This window comes from Sphingobacterium composti (genome assembly GCF_009829075.1).
GTDB classification, from domain to species: domain Bacteria; phylum Bacteroidota; class Bacteroidia; order Sphingobacteriales; family Sphingobacteriaceae; genus Sphingobacterium; species Sphingobacterium composti.
On record NZ_WUQZ01000018.1, the window covers coordinates 37,531 to 62,296 of the forward strand.

The window sequence follows — 24,766 nt, forward strand, 5'->3', positions numbered from 1 at the left end:
TAGATAGCTTCCCTTTTTAAGGGAAGCTCTTACTTATTAACCTATCAATTGAATTTGCGAATTAAGCAATGACGAAATACAGAAATTTGAGTATTGACTTTATGCGAGGTATAGCCATATTTGGTATGGTACTCGCTGCGGTCATTCCTTGGAGCGCGCAATTTCCAGGCTGGATGTACCATGCTCAAGTGGGGCCTCCTGATTTTGTTTTTAATGCTAATAATCCTGGAATAACGTGGGTGGATTTAGTTTTTCCGTTCTTTTTGTTTGCTATGGGAGCAGCTTTTCCGTTTTCCTTACGTAATAAATTAGAAAACAAACAATATGCTACACTGCTTACGGGTATACTTAGACGGGGCATATTATTGGTGTTTTTTGCTATCGCATTAGCTTATCTCACACCCAATAATCTAACCGGAGCTCCTTGGGTGAATTACTTAACTTCCTTAGCCACTTTTGGTAGTTTCTTTCTAATCTTTATGCGATTTGAAGGTTCTGTTCTGAAAAGGTACGGTATACAGCTATTAGGATTTACTCTCGTAGCAATTTTCACATATTACCATAGTGAGATTTTAGGAAATGAATTTAGTAAAAGCAAAAACAATATAATTATCCTTGTGCTGGCCAATATGGCTGTTTTTGGATCATTGTTTTGGCTATTGACGGCTTCCAATATATATTTACGCATTGCCATAATAGTAGCCTTTATGGGTGTGTACTTCACTCATAATATAGAGGGAAGTTGGACAGCACATATTTGGAATTTCTCTCCTGAATTGCATTGGTTCTACAACTTCGCTTTTCTAAAGTATTTGTGTATTGTTTTACCAGGTTCCATATTGGGTGACTTGGTTTTAAAGTACAAAGCTGATACAAATAGATTATATGCTTCTAATGAAGTTCGTGAGCCAGGTTTAATAGCTATGGTATGTTTTGCATTTTTGTTATTCCATGTCGTCACACTTTATACGCGTGACTTATCATTTAATATTGCGGGGCATTTTTTGTTTGTCGCTTTATACTTTGTTTATTTTTCACGTGAAAAAAATGGTCAAGTAACGTTTTACAAAATTATAATTGGCTGCGGTCTTATTTTTTCTACGCTTGGATTGTTTTTCGAGCCTTTGGAAGGTGGTATAAAGAAAGATCCTTCGTCTTTTTCCTATTGGTTTATGACAAGCGGCTTAGCATTTATTTTTTATGTGACTTGTGACTATCTGACTAAAATGCATTCAAGAAATATCTTTATTGGTTCGTTGGTCAAATGTGGTCAAAATCCAATGATTGCCTATTGTGTGACTGCATTCTGTGTTACCCCAATGTTGGGATTATTACAAATCCTTCCTTTGTTAGATAATATCGCTGCTTCAAGTCCTTATTTAGGATTGATTCGTGCTGGCGTTTTTATGTTTTTGATGATACTAATTACCAATATAGCTACGAATAAAAAGTGGTTTTGGAGGTCTTAATAAACAAACCAATTTGAGTATGAAGAAAAATGTGTTTGCCGCGGTGCTAGGTATGTGTGCGCTAACTCAAGTGTATGCGCAGGAGCAGTCTTCCGTAGACAGTAATTATGTTTTTTCGGGGTACACCGAGAAAATGGAAATATTTAACAAAATGCCTGTACGTAAGGGTGCTATTGTGTTTGTAGGGAATAGTCTTACAGATGCAGGTCGTTGGAATGATATTGCACCAGAATTACCCATTCTGAATCGAGGAATCAGTGGCGATATTTCATTTGGTGTAGTTGCTAGATTAGATGAAATTCTACGTCACCAACCTAAGAAAATATTTTTGATGATTGGTGTGAATGATTTGAAACGTAATGTTCCTACAGATTATATCATAGCCAACTATTACAAAATAGTTGCTAGGATTCAAAAAGATTCTCCCAAAACAAAAATTTACTTGAACAGTATTTTGCCTATCAATGAGACAACGCTAATTGATGCTTTTAAATCCGTAAAAAATCAGGATGTCGCTACGTTAAATGTTGCGCTTAAAAAAATAGCCCAAGAGAATAAGCAAGTGCAGTTTATTGATTTGCATACAATCCTTGCGGATGATAAAGGGCAGTTGCGTGCAGATATAACGCCTGATGGAATTCATTTAGAAGTAGCAGCGTATATAGAAGTAGTTGATTATTTAAAAAAGATAAAGGCATTGTAAGATGAAATATTGGGGTTTATTAATTGTTTCGTTATTAGGTGTGCAGGGGCTTTATGCTCAGGCACAAAGAGATTTGGCGACAGATAGTACTTTTAAAAATTGGTATTACGATTCGCGCGAGAAATTATATCAAGGACTTAAATCACAGCAGGTTGATGTGGTGTTTTTTGGTAATAGTATAACGGAAGGCGGACCGTGGCATGAGCTTTTTGGTTCGAAATACAAAATTGCAAATAGAGGTATTGGTGGTGACAATACATTTGGGATGAAAGCAAGGGTAGCTGATGTTGTCAAGTCCCAACCCAAGAAGATTTTCTTGATGATGGGTATCAATGATATTGGTCGGGGTCAAGCGACTTCTTGGACTTTGAAAAACTATGAAGAAATAATTCAAATTATTAAAAAGCAAAGCCCTAAAACCAAAATTTATCTGCAAAGTACTTTACCACTTAATGATAAAGTTTTGAAATACGATTACTTGTTAGGTAAAGAGGAAAAGATTCGTGCATTAAATGTTGGAATAGTTGAATTGGCGAAAAAGTATAAGTTGCAATATGTTGATGTAAAGGAGGTTTTGGCTGATGGTTATGTACTTAAGGCAAATTATACAAAAGACGGTATTCACCTTACAACAGATGCATACTTGGAATGGGCAAAATATTTGAAAGCTAAAAAGTATTTATAATGAAAATTACGGGAACGTTTATTGACGAAATAAGTCACGATATACCACACCAAAATTGGGGTAGAGAAGAGTGGGATCGAGATTTCGCGTACATGAAAGCTGTAGGGATAGATACCGTAATCTTAATAAGAAGTGGGTATAGACGATTTATCACTTATCCTTCAGCATGGTTACAAGATCAATATGGTTGTTACCAACCGCCTGTTGATTTAGTAGAAATGTATTTGCAGTTAGCGGAGAAGCATGGGTTAAAATTTTATTTCGGGCTTTACGACAGTGGGAAATATTGGGATACAGGAGTAATGCAACATGAGATTGATGCTAATCGCTACGTGATAGATGAAGTCTGGAAAAAATATGGACATTATTCGAGTTTTGCGGGTTGGTATTTGAGTATGGAAATTAGCCGTCAAACGAAAGGTGCGGCTAGTGCGTTCCGTATTTTGGGCGAACAGTGTAAAGGCGTGAGTGGTAATCTACCGACTTTTATATCTCCATGGATAGATGGTAAAAAAGCAGTTATGGCAGCTTCGTCTGAACTTTCCAAAACTGATTTCGTTTCCTTGCAACAACACGAGACTGAATGGAATGAGATATTTCATGAAATTCATACTGCAGTAGATGCTGTTGCTTTTCAAGATGGGCATATCGATTATCACGAATTAGAAGACTTTTTTACGATTAATAAAAAGTTGGCTGATAAATACAATATGCAATGTTGGACGAATGCAGAATCTTTTGATCGTGATATGCCTATTAAATTTTTGCCAATCAAATTTGAGAAACTAAAATTAAAATTGGATGCAGCTCGTAGAGCAGGTTATGACAAGGCTATTACTTTTGAGTTTTCACATTTTATGAGTCCGCAGTCTGCATACTTACAAGCAGGTCATTTGTACAATAGATATAAAGAATATATAGAAACGCTGTAGATTTTGTGATGGAAGAATTTGTTACTAAATACAAAAAAGAATTAGTAGAGAATGTTTTACCGTTTTGGGAGAAATATTCTATTGATAAAGAATATGGTGGGTACTTTACCTGCTTAGAACGTGATGGATCTGTGTTTGATACGGACAAATTTATGTGGCTTCAAGGTCGTCAGATTTGGACAATGTCTACGATGTATGATCGTGTCGAATCCAGAGAAGAGTGGAAGTCTATTGCTGAGCATGGTGCGCGATTCATTTTGGATCATGGTCGCGATGCTAATGGCGATTGGTATTTTGCATTAGATCGTACTGGTAAACCTTTGATTCAACCGTACAATATCTTTTCGGATTGTTTTGCCACAATGGGATTAGCCTCGTTGTACAAAATCACCAACAAAGATGAGTATGGGCAGGTTGCTGTTGATACCTTTAATCGAATCTTAGAAAGACAAGATAATCCGAAAGGAAAATACAGCAAGGCATATCCTGGTACGCGCAATCTGAAAGGTTTTTCTCTTCCAATGATCTTGAGTAATCTATCCTTGGAATTAGAACATCTTGTTGGTACGCAGACTGTGGAGACGCTTATTGATGAAATCATCCATGAAGTCATGGAGGTTTTCTACCAAGCTGATAGCGGGTTGATCATGGAAAGCGTTCATTTGGATGGATCTTTCTCAGACACTTTTGAAGGACGTTTGGTAAATCCAGGTCACATCATCGAGGCGATGTGGTTTATGATGGATTTGGCTGATCGTCGTCAGGATGCTGCATTGATGAATAAATGTATTGATATTGCTTTACGTGCGCTGGAGTATGGTTGGGATGAGCAATATGGCGGTATTTTATATTTCAAAGATATTTTGAATCGTCCACCTCAGCAGTTGGAGTGGGATCAGAAATTGTGGTGGGTACATTTGGAAGCTTTAGTATGCATGGCCAAAGGTTATGCTTATACGGGCAATGAGAAATGTAAGTTGTGGTTTGAAAAATTGGATGCTTATACCTTTGCCCGTTTTTCGGATCCGGAATATGGCGAGTGGTTTGGCTATTTAAATCGTCAAGGAGAGCCACTATTGACACTCAAAGGAGGGAAGTGGAAAGGCTGTTTTCATGTTCCTCGCGCATTATTAAAAGTGTACGAAGCTTTAGAATCAAAGATTATAATATCTGTGTAAGATATTAAGTATTAAGGCAGAAGATCTACTTAAATTTTATCAGCTATTTTACTAAATATTAGTGTATAAATAAAACTTTAGTAAACTTCTGCTTTATTTATTAATTTTTTTTAAAAATATATTTGTTGTTAAATTTTATATTTATAAATTAGTGGAGATTTTATAATATAATGTATGCAACTCTGTGTATTAGTTTAAAAATTATAAAAACCAACAAATGCCTTCAGTCTACATTACAGCGAGTAAGTAGGTTGATAAGAATAGAATTATGATAATTCCAAATACACCCAAAAAAACAAAATAATAAATTATGAAATGTCTAAACTTTACAACATCTTTTTTGTTTAGAGCTTTCTGTGTAATTTTTATGTTGTTTAGTACGATAACACTCTATGCGCAACAAGCGCTGCGCGGAGTAGTTCATACTAAGCAAGATAAACCCATTGCAGGAGCTACAATTAAAGTAAAAAACACTAACCAAATTTCATTCTCTTCAGCAAATGGAGAGTTCTCAATTAATGTTGAAAAATTTCCCTTAGAATTAGAAGTTTCTTACTTAGGGTATGCTAGCCAAACATTATCTGTTAGCGAATCAAGATTCTTAACGGTAAAATTGGATGAAGCAGATAATGAAATCGATGAAGTGATGGTCGTGGCTTACGGTACACAAAAGAAAAGTACTATGGTAGGATCAGTTGCTCAAATTAGCAGTGCAGAAATTAAGAAAACACCTGCTATGAATATTACCAATACGTTAGCGGGGCGTCTTCCTGGATTAACTTCATTGCAACAATCTGGTCGTCCAGGAGCTGATAATGCTTCATTATACGTTCGTGGAATTGGTACATATGGCTTAAATAAAGGTCCATTAGTTATTGTAGATGATATCGAAAGACCTTCTTCTACTTTGGCTTATTTGGATCCAAATGAGATTGAAACCATTTCAGTGTTAAAAGATGCGGTAGCAACAGCTGCATACGGAGTGCAGGCTGCGAATGGTATTATTATCGTAAAAACTAAATCAGGTTCAAAGTCTAAGCCGAAGGTTTCTTATGATTTCTCATATAACATTGGAGAAAATACACGCTTCCCAAAATTCTTAGATGGTCCAGATTATATGGCTTGGTACAATAAGGGTACTGAGGTAGATAATGATATTTTAATAAATACTGGAGCTGATCCTGTTGCTTTTGTATTTTCACAAGAAATGATTGATGCTGTTCGTAATGGTACAAATGACAATCCGTTGTTAGGGAATACAGATTGGATGGGCATATTAGCGGGCAACAATAGCTATTCTCAACATCATGCAGCAACTATTAACGGTGGTTCTGACAATACACAATACTTTGCTTCCATTAACCACTTGGAGCAAGATGGTGTAATTAATCATACGAATTTCAAACGCTATAACGTTCGTACAAATATCAATACGAAGGTTACAGACTATTTGAAAGTAGGCTTGAATATTGGTTTGAGAAACCAAGAAAGTAATACGCCAGGTATTTCTCCGGATAATACAGCCTATATGAATCCATTCTATCAGGCTACTCGTATGTTGCCTAACTTGCCAATGTTCGCTCCAACAGGTGAATATACTTCATCTAGAAATGGTGCTGGTTTGATGAGTCCTATCGCTTCAGTTGAAGAATCTGGTTACCAAAAATACCTAATGAATATTTTCCAAGGAACAGGTCACTTAGAATTTTTTGTTCCTGGTGTGAAAGGCTTAACAGCTAAATTGCAAGGAGCTTACGATTATCAAGGCCAAGAAGCTAAAACTTGGACGCAACCCTATACCACTATGATGCGTGATCAAGAGCAAGTTTCTGGAAATTATGTGGCTCAATATGTTGTTCCTGGTATTTCTAAAACAACTTTAAGACAAAGTTATTCTGCAAACTATAGTAAAACTTTGCAAGGTAGTTTAAATTATAGCAACACATTTAATGATCATTCAGTAGGTGGATTACTTTTATACGAGTTTTATAAGGGAACAGGGAATGTATTTTCAGCTGGTGCTAGTAATTTCCCAATTACTGTGATTCATGAAATCGATTACGGCTCAAAAGTAGATGAGGACTTAATTCCATCAACAGGAGGGTCTAATGCAGAGATTACACGTGCTGGTATAGTATCCAAATTTAATTACGGATACCGTGATAAGTATTTATTTGAAGCTGCTGTACGTTGGGATGCATCTTCAAACTTTGCGAAAAATAATCGTTGGAAAATGTTTCCTGGCGCAGGTTTAGGTTGGGTAGTGTCCAAAGAAGATTTCTTTACGGATGTTGAGTCAATTGAATTCTTGAAATTAAAAACATCTTTTGGTAGAACAGGAAATGATAGAGGGCTTCAAGGTACTTTCCCATACATGCTTTCTTATGAACAACAAACATCTGCTGGATTGGTAATTGGAGGAAAACCAATCACAGCTGTATACTCTGCTATCTACCCTAATCTAGCTCTGAAATGGGAAGAATCGGAGATGTTTAACATCGGATTTGAATCGCGTTTGTTTAAGAATTTTGGATTTGATTTCGAATGGTTTTACCGATATACCTTTGATATTATAGATGGTGTAGGAGGTTTGTATCCTCCAACTATTGGAGGATGGTATCCATCAAGAGCCAATATAGGTGAGATGGCTAACAGAGGTTTTGACGCACAATTACGTTACAACAATACTTTCGGTGATTTTAAATTAGGGCTAACAGGTAATATTAACTGGTCTAAAAATAAATATTTAAAATATCAAGAGGCGGATGGTACGCCAGCTCACTTGAGTGTAATTGGTCGTTCGCTGGGTGAGAAGACTGGCTATGTAGCAGATGGATTTATTGAAACTTGGGAAGAAGCTAAAAACACCTCATCACCTTCGACAGGTATTATTGCCCCAGGATTCTTCCGTTACAAGGATTTGGACGGTGACGGTCGTATCACAGCTTACGGCGATCGTACGTTTATTGGACGTTCGAATATTCCAGAGTTGATGTTCGGTTTAAATATCGATATGGCTTATAAAGGATTTGATTTCTCTGCGTTATTACAAGGTGCTGCACTAGCTGACGTATCATTAGCTGGAGGGTATGAAGGTGCTGTTGGAGTTAGTGGTGTACATGATAATACAGTGTGGACTAAAACATTCTATGGCGGAGGTAACTCTCCTTATTTCTTGATGGAAAATGCATGGAGACCGGACAATATGGACGCTGAATACCCTCGTTTGACGGCTAATAAAGTGGGCGTTTCACCACATAATGCGAATGGTAACTCAGGATGGTTAAGAAAAGGTGATTACTTACGTCTTAAGTCTGTTCAATTGGGTTATACGCTTCCTAAATCTTTATTGGATAAAGCAAAAATGGATAATGTTAGATTATTTGTTACAGGATCAAATTTATTTACTTGGGATCATTTGAAATTTATTGATCCAGAAATGCCTAACGTAAATTTAGGATTCTATCCACAACAACGCATTTATGCATTTGGATTAAGTGTTACTTTTTAATTAGAAAGTTATGAATTTTAAAGCAAAATTTAAATATACAGTATTGGCATTGATGTCATCATCGCTAATTAGCTTAAATAGCTGTGATATAGAAGTTGTACCTAAGACTAGATTCTTTGAAGGGACAGTTTGGACAGATCCTACAGTAGTAGAATTATATCTGAATGGCCTATATTCAGAATTTAAGACATTTCAATTTGGAGTTTTCCCAGGCTTGGGGTACGACAATGCGATGGATGCATTAGCCGATGGAATGAAGTTTACATCTACAGTTTCTGGTAATGGAACAGTAAATATACTTATAAGTAATGCCAATCAATTTTCTCCTTCAAGTGTAGGACTAAACTATTGGAGTGCGGGTTATAATAGAATTCGTCGTATCAATGAATTTATTGATGGAATCAAACATAAAAGTACACTGTCAGAAACAGAAAAAATAAAAATTGAAGCTGAATCAAGATTTATTAGAGCGTATGTATATCACTGGTTGGCAAAGATTCATGGATCAGTGGTGATTTTGAAAGATATTAATGAGTATGACGTAAAAGATAGACAACGTTCTTCGGAAGCAGAAGTTTACGACTTTATGATTGAAGATTTGAAATTTGCAGCAGCAAATCTTGGAAATACAAGCTTGGCAGGTCGTGCGAATAAAGGTACTGCAAATGCGCTCCTATCACGTGTGGCGTTGTATGCAGGTTCGATTGCTAAATATGATTTAAATCAATTCAATACGGATGAGTTAACTGGTATTCCAGCTAGTCGTGCTAAAGAATATTATAAAATTTCTGCAGATGCTGCAGAAGCTGTTATCAGTTCTGGAGTTTACCAACTAGAGTCTGACTTTGCAAGTGTGTTTAATCGTAAGGTTGACGAATCAACGAAAGAAGCAATTTTACGTACTGATTTTGTTGCTCCACAAGTGACTCACCAATATGATTTTGGTTATGCGCCACCTCGTGATAACAATGGCAATACTATGGTTTATGGTGTGCCGACGGCAGAATTAGTAGATGAGTTTGAGATGGCTGATGGAACGAAATTCTCATGGTCAAATGCGGCACATGCTGCTAATCCTTATGAGAACCGTGAACCTAGATTCTACGCATCTATTTTATATCACGGAGCTGCGTGGAAAGGACGTACATTAAATACTTCTGTTGAAGATGCGCAGGAGGGATTTTCTCAATATGGAGTATTAGCAGAGCCTCGTCGTACAGTGACGGGTTATTATACAAAGAAATTTCTAGATCCTAGAAACACAAATTTTGGTGTAAATAGAAGTTCTCAAAGCTGGATTGAATTACGCCTAGGTGAAGTATACCTTAATCTGGCTGAAGCAAAGGCAGGCTTAGAAGATTATTCGGGTTCGGCAGCAACCTTATCGATCTTACGTAATGCTCGTAAATTAAACTCGATTAACTATAATACAGCAGCTACTGCTTTAGCAGCTATAGAACACGAAAGAATGGTAGAGTTGGCTTTTGAAGGTCATCGTTTTTGGGATTTAAGACGTTGGAGGAAAGCGCATATTACACTGAATAATAGACGTGTATCAGGCCATCGTGTCGAAGTGGTTGGACAGAATGTATCCTATACTACTGTCCAAGCAGATGATAGAGATCGTAGCTTTACAGGTAGATTATATTATTTGCCTATTCCTGAGGCTGAGGTTCAGGTGAACACAGCATTAACACAAATTAAAGGGTGGTAACTATAAACTTATAGAATATGAAAAAGTTTTTAAGCAATATCACAGGTTTGATTATGGTGTGTGCATTAGTATATTCATGTGCTAAGCCAGAACATATTCTCCCTAATGATGAAAATATAATAGCAGATTTTTATGCATCACTTGATGGTGATGGCAGAAATAGACATTTTAATAGTCGTATTAGTAATGATACTGTATACGTAGATATAGACTATTATTATCCAATTGATTCAGATAATGAAGTTGACTTAACTAAAATGTTGTTAAGAGCATCTATCCCTACTGATGCTAAGATATCTCCTTCTTTAGAGGGCTATACAGATTTGACAAATCCTGTACATGTAACTGTAACTGCAGGTGATGGCACTAGCAAAGATTATGTTATCGTAGCTAACAAAAAAGGTAATACTAGTGTAATTTCCGCAAAACTTGCATTCGAAGATGTAAGCGGTGTAACACAAGAAACAGATGCTATTATCATTGGCAATGATATTAACTTCTCAATGGTACCAGGTACAGTGATGAACAATCCACGTATGACATATACGTTGAATAGACATGCGGCTGGATCAATTACTAATGGATCTACTGTTAATTTATCGTCTCCATTTACCTTTACGGTTACTTCAGCAGGTGATGCTAAGACAAATTATAAAGTACAACAGGTAGTAGCATCTAAGCTGGCTAAAGGTATTCGTCCTGGTAGTGGCAAGATCATGTTTGTTAAGAAGTTGAAGGGAGACTTAGGTATTACGGTAGACAATGTTACTGGTGGTATTGCAGCAGCAGGCAAGTACTTAGTTATTAACACTAGAAATGAAAATAGCATTTATATTGATGGTGTTACAGGTCAGAAAGTTGGTGCAGTTGAATTGGGTGAAGTACGTGGTAATGTGCGTAATTTCTATTCTACATCAGATAAAGCAGGTAATGTATTGATTAATAACTTGACTGCGAATGATGGTACAACCTTCAAAATTTGGAAATTATCATCAGTAACAAGCTCTCCAGAATTACTAATCTCTTGGGATGCTAAAGGTGCTGGGTATGGACGTAAGGTGTCAGTAATTGGTGATATTACTAGAGATGCAATCATCACAGCTCCATTAGTAGGACTAGCTTCACAAAACAGTTTTGCACGTTGGAAAATAACAAATGGTGCAGTTGTTTCACAAGATCCAGAGATCGTAACAATAAATGGTTATTCATGGGCTTGGAATAATGCTGATGTAATTTATACAAATCCTACAGATGTAAAAAGCGATTACTTTGTAGTAGGCTATGGTCAAAACACTCTAGGTAAAGTTAATGGCAACACGAATAATGTAGTTAATGAGAACGGAAAACTTGATGGAAACTTTGTTTGTAATGCTGTTGACTATATTGAATTTAATAATGCAAAATTCGCTGCATATAATCACGTAAATGGATTTACTTGGGGATCTGCTGATAATGTATTTTTGTATGATGCTGAATCAGCGATGTCTGGAAATCCTGGAGCAGTAGGTGCACCAGGCGTATTGTGGAAGTCGACATCAGGCATTTACGGAGCAAATTCAAATAACGGAGTAGTAAATGGTAATACAACAGGAGATGTGGTGATGAGTACTTCTGAAAATGGTTATTACATGTACTTATATTTTATGTTTACGAATGGCTGTGTAGTAGGTGTACAATTTGATTGTATAGATTTATAAGAATGAAGGTTTACTGCAGCTATGTCAAATTAAAATTTGGCATAGCTGCATAATTTTTAAATAATATGAAGTTTAGTACCAAGAATATTTTAAGTGTCTTACTGGTTTGCATGATGGTGTCTTGTTCAAAGGACAAGCCTTCAGCTCCACCTGAAGTAGGAGGTCCTTCCAAACCAGACGATGAGAAGCCTATAGAAACTAAACCTGGGGGTAATGTTTTGGCTTGGGTTGATGCGCATTCCAATGTTTTTGGAACTTATGGTAAGTTTAGTGACAAGGCAGAGATTGTTAAAATCTTAGATAAATTAAAAGACGCAGGTGTAACGGGCTTAGTTATCGATGTAAAACCTTCTACTGGTCATACCATGTATCCTAGTGCTATTCGTAAAGATTTAACGACAAGAGATGGTAAAACTCGACCAACTGATTACGTTGAATTCTTAATTGCGGAGGCAAAGAAGCGTCAAATGAAATCGTATTTGTCTATCGTTACATTTGTTGAAGGCGATGCGCATAAACAAGTAGGTTTTGTATACGATAATCCAGCATATAAAGAAAAGAACGAAAGTTTTGTAGTAGCCAATGAGCAAGGTGATATTAGACGTATTTCTACTGTACAAAATGCAGTATTTGTAAATCCGGCACAACCTGAAGCCCAAGAGCGCGCACTTGATTTGGTTAAAGAAATTACGGGCAAATTTCAGTTAGACGGGTTAATTCTTGACTATTGTCGATACAATGATATCAATGCTGATTTCTCAGATTATTCAAAAGAGAAATTCATTGAATTCTTAAAAACGAAATTCAATGATAATGCTGCAGCAAATATGGATTTCCCAAAAGATATTGTCAGCTCTTGGAAATCTAACAACGGACAAATCGTACCGAACGTAACAGGTAAATATTACAAGCAATGGTTGTATTTCAGAGCTTCGGTTATCCAAGGTTTTGTGAAAAAGGCTCGTGCAGCTGTAAAATCTGTTAAACCAAATGCAGAATTTGGTGCTTATGTAGGTGCTTGGTACGGATCTTACTATAATGTAGGTGTAAACTGGGCTAGTAAAAATTACGATCCTTTCCAAGATTACAACTTGCGTATGGATTGGGCATATCCTGGATATGGCGAAACGGGTTATTTCGAAGAGCTAGACTTATTAATGACTGGTAATTATTTTACACAAATCATGTTAAGTGAAAATCCAGCAACAGCCGGTATGAAATATCACTGGTGGAGTATGGAAGGTTCGTTAAATGGCATCGAATACATTACGAAAAACACTCGACCTATCTATGGTAGTATGGATATCGGTAATATCAATTACAAAAGCAAAGAAGAAATTTCTCGTGGTATCAAATATATGCTTGGAAGAACTTCAGGTGGCGTGATGCTATTTGATGTTGTACACATGTATGTACCGCAATACAATTACTTAAAGCAAGAACTGTTTGATGCAGTTAAGGCAGGGGTTAAAAATTAAAAACATGTTTAGATTATTATATTTAGTATTAGCTAGTACGATTACTTTTATTTCATGCTCAACACAGAAAAATGTTGACGATAAAAGTAAATATTTTGTAGACCGTAATATTTTATGGTTTGATGCCACAGCGAATTTTGATCGTTTTTGCCACAAAGATTCCATTACTTTTTACTTAGAAAAGTCAAAAGAAGTAGGTGTCACAGATATTGTAGTTGACGTAAAACCAATCACAGGTGAGGTTCTTTATCCAAGCAAAATCGCTCCTGTAATGGAATCATGGGGTGGAACTGGTGTAAAGAAAGACTTGTCTTGGGATATGTTATCCTATTTCATCGAAGAAGGTCACCGACTAGGACTAAAAGTGCATGCTTCTACAAACGTTTTCGTAGCGGGGCACAATTACTTTGATAGAGGTGTAGTGTACGAAGATTCTACCAAAGCAGCATGGCAAACGATCTCATACTTGCCAGAAGGATTTGTGAAAATTACTGATCAGAAAACCAAATATTCTGCTATGGTTAATCCAGTATTGGAGCAAGTAAGAAATTATGAACAATCAATTCTAAAAGAATTAGTTTCATCTTACCCAAAATTGGATGGTATCATATTGGATCGTGTACGTTTTGATAATTTAAATGCGGATTTTTCGGATTCAAGTAGAGTTGCTTTCGAAAAGTATTTAGGCCAAACAGTAGAGAATTATCCACAAGACATTTTCTATTTCGAAGGTAAAGATCGCAAAGAAGGAAAATTGTACAAAGTGTGGCTGGAATGGAGAGCAAGTATTATCCATGATTTTATTTATTCAACACGTGAACAATTAAAGGCGATTAATCCAGATATCATTTTCGGTGATTACACTGGTTCTTGGTACCCTTTATATTTTGATGTAGGTGTAAATTTTGCGAGCAAATCCTATGATCCGAGCAAAGAATTTGATTGGGCGACTGAGAAATATAAAGATTATGGCTATGCAGACGCTTTAGATTTGTTTACTACCGGAAACTATTATTTCGAAGTTGATAAAACGGAGTTGATTAAAGATGACGGTACAGCTGAAAGAACATTAGAGTCTGGGCTTGTTGTTAAAAAAGAAGATTGGTATACTGTAGAAGGTTCTGCTGAATTAGTAGAAAAAGTTGTAAAAGGCGAAACGCCGGTATACGCAGGCTTGTATGTAGAACAATATAAAGATCACCCAGAGCAATTTATTAAGGCACTAAAAATGTGTCGTAAGAAATCTCAAGGTTCAATGATTTTTGATATCGTTCATATCATAAACTATGGCTGGTGGGATGAGCTAAAGGCAGGATTGCAAGACTAACTATATCTAATCATCCACACAAAATATCATTGTGTGGATGATTTTTTTTATTTAAAAAATTAAATCTTGGATTCAATATAATGATCGAATTTGCAAGAAAATACAAGAGTGAATTAATAGAGAATGTTTTACCCTTTTGGGAAAAGCATTCCATAGACAAAGAATTTGGCGGTTACTTTACCTGCTTAGAACGTGATGGATCTGTGTTTGATACAGACAAATTCATGTGGCTTCAAGGCCGTCAAATCTGGACGATGTCTACGATGTATGATCGTGTTGAATCCAGAGAAGAGTGGAAATCAATTGCCGAACATGGCGCACGTTTCATTTTGGATCATGGTCGAGATGCCAATGGCGATTGGTATTTTGCATTAGATCGTACAGGTAAAGCGTTAGTACAGCCTTACAATATCTTTTCGGATTGTTTTGCCACAATGGGATTAGCCTCGTTGTACAAAATCACCAACAAAGATGAGTATGCGCAGGTTGCTGTTGATACATTCAACCGAATCTTAACAAGACAAGATAATCCGAAAGGAATATACAGCAAAGCTTATCCGGGTACGCGTAATCTGAAAGGATTTTCTCTTCCGATGATTTTAAGTAATCTTTCGTTGGAACTGGAACATCTTGTAGGTACACAAACGGTAGAAACACTAATTGATGAAATCATACATGAAGTCATGGAGGTTTTCTACCAAGCTGATACTGGCTTGATTATGGAGAGTGTTCATTTGGATGGATCTTTTTCAGATACATTTGAAGGTCGCTTGGTGAATCCGGGTCATATCATTGAGGCGATGTGGTTTATGATGGATTTGGCGGATCGTCGCCAGGATCCTGTTTTGATGAATAAATGCATGGATATTGCTTTACGTGCGTTGGAATATGGTTGGGATGAGCAATATGGCGGTATTTTATATTTCAAAGATATTTTGAATCGTCCACCTCAGCAATTGGAGTGGGATCAAAAATTATGGTGGGTGCATTTGGAGGCTTTAGTATGCATGGCCAAAGGTTACGCATTTACAGGTAATGAGAATTGTAAGTTGTGGTTTGAGAAATTGGATGCTTATACCTTTACACGTTTTTCAGATCCTACTTATGGCGAATGGTTTGGCTATTTGAATCGTCAAGGAGAGCCACTATTGACACTCAAAGGAGGTAAGTGGAAAGGCTGTTTCCACGTGCCACGTGCCTTATTAAAAGTATATGAGGCTTTGCAGTCAATAAGCAAACAACCAATAAGAGTTTAGTCCAATTTTTAAACATTTTATATTCCTAAATTATGATAAGATCGAGTTTAAAATTACTTTTAGTTTTAGCTATTTGTACGAATATTTCCTGCAAGGAAGAAACACATGTACCACCTACATGGGGCGTAGAAGAGCCTGATAAAGGTGGTGAGAAAAATGAAAACATAGTGAAATTGGGCTGGACGAATATTGAAAAAACATTTGGAGATCTTCCAGGTCATATAGCTGTTTATAAGTCTCCTGCTACTTTGCAAAATAAACAAGCTATCGCTTATATTGCAGTAGCTGATATGTCAAAAGCTACTTTTGATATTTTGGGAGATATAGCTTATGATGAAACTGCTAAAGGTTATGGCTCGAAAACTGTTAATACATTAACGCAGTTTTATACCAAAACTCAAAAACCTATTATTATTAATGCAGGCTTATTCTATTATGCTAATGCTTTTTATTTCTCCCAAAATTTAGTTGTGAAGAATGGCGTCATGCTATCTCCAAATCAAAATTATTTTTCAAAAGATTGGGTAACGATGTGGTATCCGACTTTAGGTGCTTTCTCCCAAATGCAGGACAATTCATTTAAAACCTCTTGGACATATTTTACGAGCGCTGGAATGAATTATTCTTATAATAAACCTGCTGAGAATGATGCGTCAAAAACTCCTTTGGCGGTGCCTACTGCAACATTTCCAGAGACTGCAACAGTTTTAAACGCTAAAACTGCGATTGGTGGTGTTGGCGTATTATTGAAAAATGGAGAAGTGAAAAATACTTATGTGCAAGAGATGTTGGATGTTTCTTCAACTTCCAATCAGCCTCGTACTGCAATTGGGATTACAGCAGATAAGAAAATGGTCTTATTTGTTTGCGAGGGACGTAATGTAACGCCAGGTGTTGCTGGTCTTACGACATTAGATGTAGCAAATGTGATGAAAGCATTAGGGTGTGTCGAAGCGCTAAACTTAGATGGAGGTGGCTCAAGTGGTATGTTGGTAAATGGGAAAGAGACAATTAAACCGAGCGGTGGTTCAGAGCGTGCGGTTCTTACAGCGGTTAGTTTACAATAATATTTTATAATACCGATTATATAATAAAATACTAAGCTTTAAAAATGAAAAATCTACTGTAATAATTAAAGTTACAGACTGATTCGGGAATACCTATCAATCTACCATTGATTAAGCAGAAGGCCACTCATTAGAGTGGCTTTCATTTTGAACAAGTATTTATTATTTCGTGTTCAAATTTGTCATCGTAAGCTCAATACCAATGCTTACGAACGAATGAACCATCTTTACAGCGTGTTCAATAAGAGCAGGAAGTTCTTTCTGTTCTTCTTTCTCAAAAGGACCCAATACATAATCTACCTGTCTTCCTTTTGGGAAATTATCTCCAATGCCAAAACGTAATCTTGGATAGTTTTGTCCTCCGCAGAGTGATTCTATTGACTTAAGCCCATTGTGTCCTGCTGCTGAACCTTTTGGTTTCACGCGCAAAGATCCAAATGGTATAGCCAGATCATCCACAATTACTAATACATTGTCGATTGGAACTTTCAATTGTTGCATCCAATAGTTGACAGCTTTACCGCTTAGATTCATGTACGTGGTCGGTTTGATGACATAGACATTGTGCCCGCGCATCTTGAATTCTGTATAGTAAGCGTGTTTCTGTAATGACCACGATGTGCCAGCTTGATTTGCAAGCTCATCTGCCACCATAAAACCAATATTGTGTCTTGTATCTGCATACTCGCTGCCGATATTTCCTAAACCAACAATCAAAAAATTCATGGTACAAAGGTAAAAAATGATTTGATAAGCTACGAAAAAGGGCATCGTTTTCGATGCCCTTCTAAATTTTGCAATGAAGCAAAAATTATTTTTTCTTACCGCCTTTAGCAGCTTTAGCAGCTTCTTGCTCAGCTTGACGTAATGCACGTGACATGATTACAGATACGATAGTATCGTCAGCGTTGTTTAATACTTTTGCGTTCTCTAATTTTACTTGGTCAACGCGGAAAGATTTACCAACTTCTAAAGATTCCATAGGAACTTCGATTACTTGAGGTAAGTTGTTAGGTAAAGCTTTAACACGTAATTTACGTAATTTTTGAACTAATTTACCCCCCATTTTAACACCTGGAGAAGTTCCTGTCAATTTAATAGGAATATTTAATGATACTTCTTTGTCATCAAATAATTCTAAAAAGTCAATATGAGTAACTAAATCAGTTAATGGGTGGAATTGCGCGTCTTGAACGATAGCTCTTACAGTTTTTCCATCGAAGTTTAATTCTACGATAACTACATCTGGAGTGTAAAGAACTGGTTTCAAATCAGCTGCGGATACAGAAAGGTGAGTTTGTGTAGCACCACCATAAAGAACTGCTGGAACTTGTCCTTCATAACGCAATTCTTTTGCATCTCTTTTCCCTACGTTCTGTCTTACAGAACCGCTAATAGCAATTGATTTCATATTAAAAATATATAAATTTTGAGGTGCAAAGATAATCATTAAATCTATCTTATCAACATAATATTAACTTTTTATTAGAAAGGCTATTAAGTATAGGAATGGAAAGAAAATAAATCTTTCTATTTAGTTATAATCACTATAATAAATTAGTGATTTTGTAAAACTTGATTAAAAATTTTAGTAAAGTTTTTGTTATGTTGAAATATTTTTTCATTTCTAAAAATCGTTTTATTACATTTGAATATAACCTACATTATGAGTCTACTAGAGGATTTATTAAGAGAAGTTGGTTCGGCAAAGACAACCATAAAACGTAAGTCAGCTTTAAATAAAGTAAAGTTGATGATGACGCTTTTTGATAAAGAAATGCTGACCTTGGGCGAGTTGGTTCAAGATGTTGGATTGAGTTTTCCGACTATGAATAACCTTATATTAGACTTACATAAACGAAAACTTTTAATACCCAAAGAAAAGGGTGAGTCTATCGGCGGCAGAAAACCAGTTTTATATCAACTCAATGATGGTGTTTTTAACGTGCTGTGTGTAGAAGTTGAACGCTTTTCTGTTCGGATGGAGGTCATGGACAATAATAATAACGTATTGTTCCCTCGAAAATCTTATCCATTCGAAATAAGTACAGACGAAAAGGATATTGATGATCTTATTCTAGTTATACAGCAATATTATATAGATATGCAAGTAGATGAGCAAGAGATTTCCGCTATCGGTTTAAGTATGCCAGGTCTAATTAATTACAAACAAGGAACCAATCAAACATTTTATAGCAATAATGCATTTAATATTTCTGCTTATCTAAAACAAAAGCTCGATAAGCATGTCGCTGTGATTAATGATGTAAAAGGTGCTGCATTAAGTGAATTGGCTTATGGCGCCGCCCAAAATAAGGAAAATGTGCTTGTCATCCTAATGGATTGGGGTATCGGATTAGGAGTTATCATTGATGGCAAGGTCTATATGGGTAATGAAGGATTTGCTGGTGAGATGGGGCATATGGTTTTTGTAGATGAAGGAGAGTTGTGTTATTGTGGCAAAAGGGGATGTCTTGAGACTATAGCTTCGGGAATTTTTTTGGTGAATCAAGCACGTCACGACATAGAAAATGGAGTGCCTACTTTACTCAAAAATCTTCCTAATCTGGCGGATCTTCAACCTCAACATATTATAGAAGTAGCCAATCAAGGTGATCAGTACGCTATAGATTTGATTGCAAATCTGGGTAATAATTTAGGAAAGGCAATATCCTTATTAATTCAAATCTTAAATCCAGAATCGGTAGTGTTAAGTGGCAAATTCGCAAAAGCAGGGTCTTTAATTACTATTCCTATACAGCAAAGTTTGAATAAATATACGATGAATGCAATTAGACAAAAATGTGAAATTCACGTGTCTACGTTGGGCGAGAATGGCTATGCCCAAGGATTGGTAAGATATACTGTTGTAGATTATTTTAAAAGTAATTTAGACGCATTAATAACGAATAACTAAACTCATTTTATAAAATTAATTATTTAAGATATGGACAAACAAAATTCTTCAAGACGTGATTTTATCAAAAAATCATTGATTGGAGCTGCTGCCTTTACAATTGTTCCAAGATTTGTTCTGGGCAAAGGGTATTTGGCTCCTTCCGATCATCTTACAAAAGGCGTGATTGGAGTAGGTTCTATGGGAAGAGGTCACTTTGGCTATGCAGGTACAAAAACTGTAGCAATCTGTGATGTAGATACAAGACACTTAGCATTAGCTCAAAAAGCTTTAGGCGGTGGCGTAAAGGAGCATCATGATTTTAGGGATTTGATTCAAAATCCAGAAGTAGACATCGTCCATATCGCAACTCCTCCACATTGGCACGGATTGATGGCTCTTGAAGCTGCTCGTTCAGGTAAAGATATTTGGTGTGAAAAACCAATGACTCGCACTATTGGAGAAGGTAAAAAAGTAAAAGAAGCTATTGCACAACATGGCAATATATTCCGTTTGAATACTTGGTTTCGTTTTGACGCGAATTTCTATGGTATGAATGTGCCTGTGAAGAAAATTAAAAAAGTTGTGGACACAGGAATGTTAGGATGGCCGTTGAAAGTTACGATCAGCAAGCATACAGGATTTGACTGGAAGTTCTATTGGGTAGGAAAGGAAAATCTACCAGTAGAGCAAGCTCCAAAAGAATTGGATTACGATATGTGGTTAGGCCCAGCGCCATACAAGCCGTATAGCACTCACCGTGTGCACACGACATTCCGTGGTTATTGGGATTATGATGGTGGCGGTCTAGGTGATATGGGACAACATTATTTGGATCCAGTGCAATATTTCTTAGGAAAAGATTCAGAAAGTCCTGTGAAAATAGAAGTAGATGCTCCACAGCAACATTCAGATGCGGTAGGTACTTGGCGCAAAATTACGTACACATATGCTGACGGCTGTCAAATTATTTTGGATGGAGAAGGAACAGAAGTAGGTAAAGCCTATATCGAAGGACCTAAAGGTAAGTTATATAGAGGCTTCAAATCGGATATACCAGATTTGGAACGCAAGCTAGCACAATATCCTGATCCAGCACCACAGATGACTGATTTTGTGGAGGCTGTACGCACACGTCAAAAATTTGCATTGAATGAAGAAAATGGCTACTATTCGGGTACTTTGGTGAATCTTGGCTTAGCAGCTTTACGTTTGAATCGCACGTTATACTTCGATTCTGATAAACAAATGTTTGTGAATGATGAGGCAGCGAATCGTTTAATAGATCAACCTATGAGAGGTCCTTGGACAATGTAATTATACTCACCCATGAAAAGAATTTTTAATACCCTATCTATATTATTGTTGTTGCAAACAGCTTCGTATGCACAACAACCATCAGGCCGTACCACAGCAACCAAAATAGCTGATGTATTGGCTCAACAACCGGCTGAGGAGCAATCAAAATTTTTGTTGGCAATGAAAGAATTGGACGGCTTTACTCCGGAAGATGTTGCTGCTCTATTAAATAGATTGAAGCCTCAAGGTGCGCCTAATGCCACCATTGAATACGCTACTAATTCGTATGCTTTTTATGTGATGCAACCTAACAAAAGTGCAGAACGTGAAAAGTATGCAAAAGGTCTTTTGTTGGCATTAGATCAAGTAGCTGACAAAGATAATAAAGGTTATGTACTTGAATTGTTGAAGTTTTGCGCTAAGAATGAATCGGTTGATAAAGTTTCGACTTTCTTAACGGATGATTATCTAGCAGAAAAAGCTGCCCGAGTTTTAAGTGCAATTAATACTCAAGAGTCATCTGCAGCATTAAATAAAGCATTGGCTGGAAATGTAAATGAAAAGACAGCTACGGCTATTATCGGAGCATTGAGTGAAGTCAAAAATCAAGATGCGGAAACGCGAATTATTGAGTTAATAGGTCAATATTCTGCTGATAATTTCCAAAGAAATGCTTTTACTGCATTGAGCAAATTTGGTGGAGAAAAATCATATGATGTACTTTATAACAAAGCAAAATCTGTTGGATTCGGCTTTGATCGTACAAACGCCTCCTCTTTGTTACTAGAATTTGCTAATAATTTATCGAAAAACAACAATCAAAACTTAGCTACAAAAGTCGCAACACGAGTATATAAAGAAGCTAATAGTGAATCTGCTATCGGTGCTAAAGTTGCTGCTTTAGAATTATTAGCAAGATTACAACCCGCTAAGCAAAAGAAGGAATTGTTAAAGCTTTCTTCTAGTAATAACGCTATTCTTCGAAACGTAGCGTTAGGCTTATTAGGTAAAGGTGCTACAGCTTCGGATATGAAGAAAATTGCTTCTTCTTTATTGAAACTTGATGCACAAGGACAAGAAAGTATATTTAACTTTTTAAGAACTAAAGATTCAAAAGCTTCAATTGCTGTAATCGAAAAAAGTTTGCCTAAATTGAAAGATGAAGAGTCAAAAATTGCTGCATATAATACATTGTCAGCATTGACAGAAGGTGCAAACACGGAATTCTTAATTGGTCAGTTGGCTACAGCCTCTATTAAAGAAGCTGATGTCTTGAAAACATTATTATTGACATCAAAAAATGGACAAACTATTGATGCTGTAAATAAAGCAATCGGTTCTACTGATGAGAAAACTCAATTAGCATTATTGGATGTGTTAGCAAAACGTTCTAATCAAAGCTCGGCTGCGCAAGTTTTCAATTTATTGAATTCTTCAAATAGTAACATTAAAGCAGCAGCATATACAGCTTTGCCGAATGTAGTAAATGATAATGATTTCGATAAGATTATTGAAGTTTTAGGCAAAGCAGATCCAAAAGATGTACAAGCTGCACAGCAAGCTGCTATCATCGCTTTACAAAATAATTCGAATAAGGCGGATATAGTGAAACGTCTTTCCGCTAATATTTCACGTTCTTTAGCGCCATCATCAGCGCGATACTTCCCTATCTTTGCAGGTGAGGGTAGCGCAGAATCATTGCAAACGATCCAAAATTATATTGGTCAAGGTAATCCGTTGCGTGCAGAGGCAATTAAGGCATTAGCAAGCTGGTCAAACACTTCTTCTTTAGATGCATTGACAAATTTATTGCGTACAGAGAAAGATGCGGCATTATTCAGTACGATTTTCGATGGTTTTATCAGACAACTGAATGCAAGTAAAGTAAACAATGATCAGAAGACGATTTTGTTGAAGGACGCTTTCGAATATGCGCAAAGCACAAGACAAAAAAATACGGCTTTAGGAAGTCTAAAAGCTACTGGTACATATTCTGCTTTAGCATTTGCTAGTAAATATTTAGATGATAAAGATCTGAAAGGCACGGCTACAGATGTAGTAATGAATATTACAGCAGACAACAAGTCATTTATCGGGACAGATGTGCGTCAATGGCTAGAAAAGGCTCAAAACAATCTGTCAGGAAGCGAAAGTTCATATTTGCGCGAAGCGATTGTTCGTCATTTGGCTGAAATGCCTAAAGGGGAGAGCTACATTTCATTGTTTAATGGCAAGGACTTAACAGGTTGGAAAGGATTAGTAGAAAACCCAATTAAGCGATCGCAGATGAGTGCGAAGGAACTTGCTGCTAAGCAAGAAATTGCAGATAAAAAAATGCGCGACTCATGGTCTGCAATTGATGGTAATTTAGTGTTCTCGGGGCATGGAGACAATATCGCTACAGTGAAGCACTATGGTGATTTTGAATTGATCCTAGATTGGAAATTAGATAAAAATGGTAAGGAACCGGATGCGGGTGTGTATTTGAGAGGAACACCACAGGTGCAAATGTGGGATATCTCACGTACCAATGTAGGCGCTCAAGTTGGTTCAGGTGGTTTGTACAATAACCAAAAGCATGAATCAAAACCTTCTAAAGTTGCTGATAATCCACTTGGCGAATGGAATAATTTGAAAATCCGCATGGTGGGTGAGAAGGTTTGGGTTTGGTTAAATGGCGAATTAGTAGTTGATAATGTAACATTAGAGAACTATTGGGATAGAAATCAATCAATTTTCCCAACAGAACAGATCGAACTTCAGGCGCATGGTTCTCGCGTATGGTATAGAGATATCTTTATTAAAGAATTACCACGCAAGGTAACCTACTCATTAAGTGATGCGGAGAAAAGGGAAGGTTTCGAAATGTTGTTTGATGGTACGAATTTGGATAAATGGACATCTTCTACTGCTTATGAAATCACAGATGAAGGAGTTTTGCGTTCAAATCCTGATGCTAAATTTGGAAAAAACATTTATACAAAAAAGGAGTATAGCGACTTCGTCTATCGTTTTGAATTCAAACTTACTCCTGGAGCTAATAATGGTGTAGGTATTCGCACACCTTTAGAAGGTGATGCAGCATATCTTGGACACGAAATTCAAATTTTGGATGACAATGCGGAGGTTTACAAGAATTTAGCACCATATCAATATCATGGTTCTGTCTATGGAATCATAGCTGCACAACGTGGCGCTTTAAAACCACTAGGTGAATGGAATGAGCAAGAAATTCGTGTGCAAGGATCAAAAATAAAAGTAACATTGAACGGTAAAGTAATTGTGGATGGTGATATAAAAGAAGCAACTAAAAATGGAGCTTTGGATAAGAAGGATCACCCAGGATTGAAAAGAACGTCAGGGCATATCGGTTTCTTAGGCCATGGTACTGAAGTTTTCTTTAGGAATATTAGAGTGAAAAGCTTGTAATTAACATGGCTTTTTATTTTATCCAGGGATGAACAGTTTGTTCATCCCTTGTTGTTTATATTAAGCCTTAAAGCAAATACAAAGGGCTGAAATTTAATTTTCAGCCCTTTGTATTTATATTTATT

General features: G+C 36.6%; 17 protein-coding genes. 15 read left to right on the forward strand and 2 right to left on the reverse strand.

Going from position 1 to position 24,766, the window contains the following annotated elements:
* Nucleotides 1-68 precede the first annotated feature (68 nt).
* The 12 genes from GOQ17_RS11880 (at nt 69) to GOQ17_RS11935 (ending at nt 17,017) form a co-directional block, all read left to right on the forward strand.
* Entirely contained in the window at nt 69-1,469 is a 1,401-nt protein-coding gene (locus GOQ17_RS11880; RefSeq protein ID WP_159637635.1) for a DUF5009 domain-containing protein, read from the forward strand.
* A 19-nt stretch (nt 1,470-1,488) separates the two neighbouring features.
* Nucleotides 1,489-2,172 carry a GDSL-type esterase/lipase family protein gene (locus GOQ17_RS11885; RefSeq protein ID WP_159637636.1) on the forward strand — a complete coding sequence of 228 codons (684 nt, stop codon included), beginning with the start codon at nt 1,489-1,491 and terminating at the stop codon, nt 2,170-2,172.
* 1 nt (nt 2,173) lies between these two features.
* Nucleotides 2,174-2,857 (forward strand): GDSL-type esterase/lipase family protein, encoded by a 684-nt coding sequence (locus GOQ17_RS11890; RefSeq protein WP_159637637.1) that lies wholly within the window; start codon nt 2,174-2,176, stop codon nt 2,855-2,857.
* Complete coding sequence (locus tag GOQ17_RS11895; RefSeq protein ID WP_159637638.1) at nt 2,857-3,789, forward strand: DUF4434 domain-containing protein; 933 nt, start codon at nt 2,857-2,859, stop codon at nt 3,787-3,789. The genes GOQ17_RS11890 and GOQ17_RS11895 overlap by 1 nt, the downstream gene beginning before the upstream one ends.
* A gap of 8 nt (nt 3,790-3,797) precedes the next feature.
* The gene (locus GOQ17_RS11900; RefSeq protein ID WP_159637639.1) at nt 3,798-4,967 is read left to right on the forward strand and encodes a n-acyl-d-glucosamine 2-epimerase; all 1,170 of its coding nucleotides are present in this window, start codon (nt 3,798-3,800) and stop codon (nt 4,965-4,967) included.
* A gap of 310 nt (nt 4,968-5,277) precedes the next feature.
* On the forward strand, nt 5,278-8,478 hold the full coding sequence (locus tag GOQ17_RS11905; protein WP_159637640.1) for a SusC/RagA family TonB-linked outer membrane protein: 3,201 nt from the start codon (nt 5,278-5,280) through the stop codon (nt 8,476-8,478).
* A gap of 10 nt (nt 8,479-8,488) precedes the next feature.
* Nucleotides 8,489-10,192, forward strand: coding sequence for a RagB/SusD family nutrient uptake outer membrane protein (locus GOQ17_RS11910; protein WP_159637641.1), 1,704 nt, complete (start codon nt 8,489-8,491; stop codon nt 10,190-10,192).
* Nucleotides 10,193-10,209: 17 nt separating this feature from the next.
* Nucleotides 10,210-11,889 (forward strand): DUF5018 family protein, encoded by a 1,680-nt coding sequence (locus tag GOQ17_RS11915; protein WP_159637642.1) that lies wholly within the window; start codon nt 10,210-10,212, stop codon nt 11,887-11,889.
* A gap of 65 nt (nt 11,890-11,954) precedes the next feature.
* Entirely contained in the window at nt 11,955-13,367 is a 1,413-nt protein-coding gene (locus GOQ17_RS11920; protein ID WP_159637643.1) for a family 10 glycosylhydrolase, read from the forward strand.
* A 4-nt stretch (nt 13,368-13,371) separates the two neighbouring features.
* A complete protein-coding gene (locus GOQ17_RS11925; protein ID WP_159637644.1) occupies nt 13,372-14,694 on the forward strand; it encodes an alpha amylase family protein in 1,323 nt (440 codons plus the stop codon).
* Between the two features lie 80 nt (nt 14,695-14,774).
* Nucleotides 14,775-15,950, forward strand: coding sequence for a n-acyl-d-glucosamine 2-epimerase (locus GOQ17_RS11930; RefSeq protein WP_159637645.1), 1,176 nt, complete (start codon nt 14,775-14,777; stop codon nt 15,948-15,950).
* 32 nt (nt 15,951-15,982) lie between these two features.
* The gene (locus GOQ17_RS11935) at nt 15,983-17,017 is read left to right on the forward strand and encodes a phosphodiester glycosidase family protein (RefSeq protein ID WP_159637646.1); all 1,035 of its coding nucleotides are present in this window, start codon (nt 15,983-15,985) and stop codon (nt 17,015-17,017) included.
* Nucleotides 17,018-17,179: 162 nt separating this feature from the next.
* Here GOQ17_RS11935 and pth read toward each other — a convergent pair whose 3' ends face one another.
* Together pth and GOQ17_RS11945 are read right to left on the reverse strand one after the other, a co-directional pair.
* The gene (gene pth, locus GOQ17_RS11940; protein ID WP_159637647.1) at nt 17,180-17,743 is read right to left on the reverse strand and encodes an aminoacyl-tRNA hydrolase; all 564 of its coding nucleotides are present in this window, start codon (nt 17,741-17,743) and stop codon (nt 17,180-17,182) included.
* Between the two features lie 85 nt (nt 17,744-17,828).
* Nucleotides 17,829-18,428: a 50S ribosomal protein L25/general stress protein Ctc gene (locus GOQ17_RS11945; protein ID WP_159637648.1), complete on the reverse strand. Its 600-nt coding sequence runs from the start codon at nt 18,426-18,428 to the stop codon at nt 17,829-17,831.
* Between the two features lie 255 nt (nt 18,429-18,683).
* Between GOQ17_RS11945 and GOQ17_RS11950 the strand changes: the two genes are divergently transcribed.
* Genes GOQ17_RS11950 through GOQ17_RS11960 form a run of 3 tightly spaced genes read left to right on the forward strand, consistent with a single transcriptional unit; the run spans nt 18,684 to nt 24,641 of the window.
* The gene (locus GOQ17_RS11950; RefSeq protein WP_159637649.1) at nt 18,684-19,934 is read left to right on the forward strand and encodes an ROK family protein; all 1,251 of its coding nucleotides are present in this window, start codon (nt 18,684-18,686) and stop codon (nt 19,932-19,934) included.
* 30 nt (nt 19,935-19,964) lie between these two features.
* Nucleotides 19,965-21,230 carry a Gfo/Idh/MocA family oxidoreductase gene (locus GOQ17_RS11955; protein ID WP_159637650.1) on the forward strand — a complete coding sequence of 422 codons (1,266 nt, stop codon included), beginning with the start codon at nt 19,965-19,967 and terminating at the stop codon, nt 21,228-21,230.
* Nucleotides 21,231-21,242: 12 nt separating this feature from the next.
* Complete coding sequence (locus GOQ17_RS11960) at nt 21,243-24,641, forward strand: 3-keto-disaccharide hydrolase (protein WP_159637652.1); 3,399 nt, start codon at nt 21,243-21,245, stop codon at nt 24,639-24,641.
* Nucleotides 24,642-24,766 lie beyond the last annotated feature (125 nt).

Bases quoted from the DNA above. Each gene is read 5' to 3' on its own strand.
- GOQ17_RS11880 (WP_159637635.1), top strand. From the start codon at position 69: ATGACGAAATACAGAAATTTGAGTATTGACTTTATGCGAGGTATAGCC.
- GOQ17_RS11885 (WP_159637636.1), top strand. From the start codon at position 1,489: ATGAAGAAAAATGTGTTTGCCGCGGTGCTAGGTATGTGTGCGCTAACT.
- GOQ17_RS11890 (WP_159637637.1), top strand. From the start codon at position 2,174: ATGAAATATTGGGGTTTATTAATTGTTTCGTTATTAGGTGTGCAGGGG.
- GOQ17_RS11895 (WP_159637638.1), top strand. From the start codon at position 2,857: ATGAAAATTACGGGAACGTTTATTGACGAAATAAGTCACGATATACCA.
- GOQ17_RS11900 (WP_159637639.1), top strand. From the start codon at position 3,798: ATGGAAGAATTTGTTACTAAATACAAAAAAGAATTAGTAGAGAATGTT.
- GOQ17_RS11905 (WP_159637640.1), top strand. From the start codon at position 5,278: ATGAAATGTCTAAACTTTACAACATCTTTTTTGTTTAGAGCTTTCTGT.
- GOQ17_RS11910 (WP_159637641.1), top strand. From the start codon at position 8,489: ATGAATTTTAAAGCAAAATTTAAATATACAGTATTGGCATTGATGTCA.
- GOQ17_RS11915 (WP_159637642.1), top strand. From the start codon at position 10,210: ATGAAAAAGTTTTTAAGCAATATCACAGGTTTGATTATGGTGTGTGCA.
- GOQ17_RS11920 (WP_159637643.1), top strand. From the start codon at position 11,955: ATGAAGTTTAGTACCAAGAATATTTTAAGTGTCTTACTGGTTTGCATG.
- GOQ17_RS11925 (WP_159637644.1), top strand. From the start codon at position 13,372: ATGTTTAGATTATTATATTTAGTATTAGCTAGTACGATTACTTTTATT.
- GOQ17_RS11930 (WP_159637645.1), top strand. From the start codon at position 14,775: ATGATCGAATTTGCAAGAAAATACAAGAGTGAATTAATAGAGAATGTT.
- GOQ17_RS11935 (WP_159637646.1), top strand. From the start codon at position 15,983: ATGATAAGATCGAGTTTAAAATTACTTTTAGTTTTAGCTATTTGTACG.
- pth (WP_159637647.1), bottom strand. From the start codon at position 17,743: ATGAATTTTTTGATTGTTGGTTTAGGAAATATCGGCAGCGAGTATGCA.
- GOQ17_RS11945 (WP_159637648.1), bottom strand. From the start codon at position 18,428: ATGAAATCAATTGCTATTAGCGGTTCTGTAAGACAGAACGTAGGGAAA.
- GOQ17_RS11950 (WP_159637649.1), top strand. From the start codon at position 18,684: ATGAGTCTACTAGAGGATTTATTAAGAGAAGTTGGTTCGGCAAAGACA.
- GOQ17_RS11955 (WP_159637650.1), top strand. From the start codon at position 19,965: ATGGACAAACAAAATTCTTCAAGACGTGATTTTATCAAAAAATCATTG.
- GOQ17_RS11960 (WP_159637652.1), top strand. From the start codon at position 21,243: ATGAAAAGAATTTTTAATACCCTATCTATATTATTGTTGTTGCAAACA.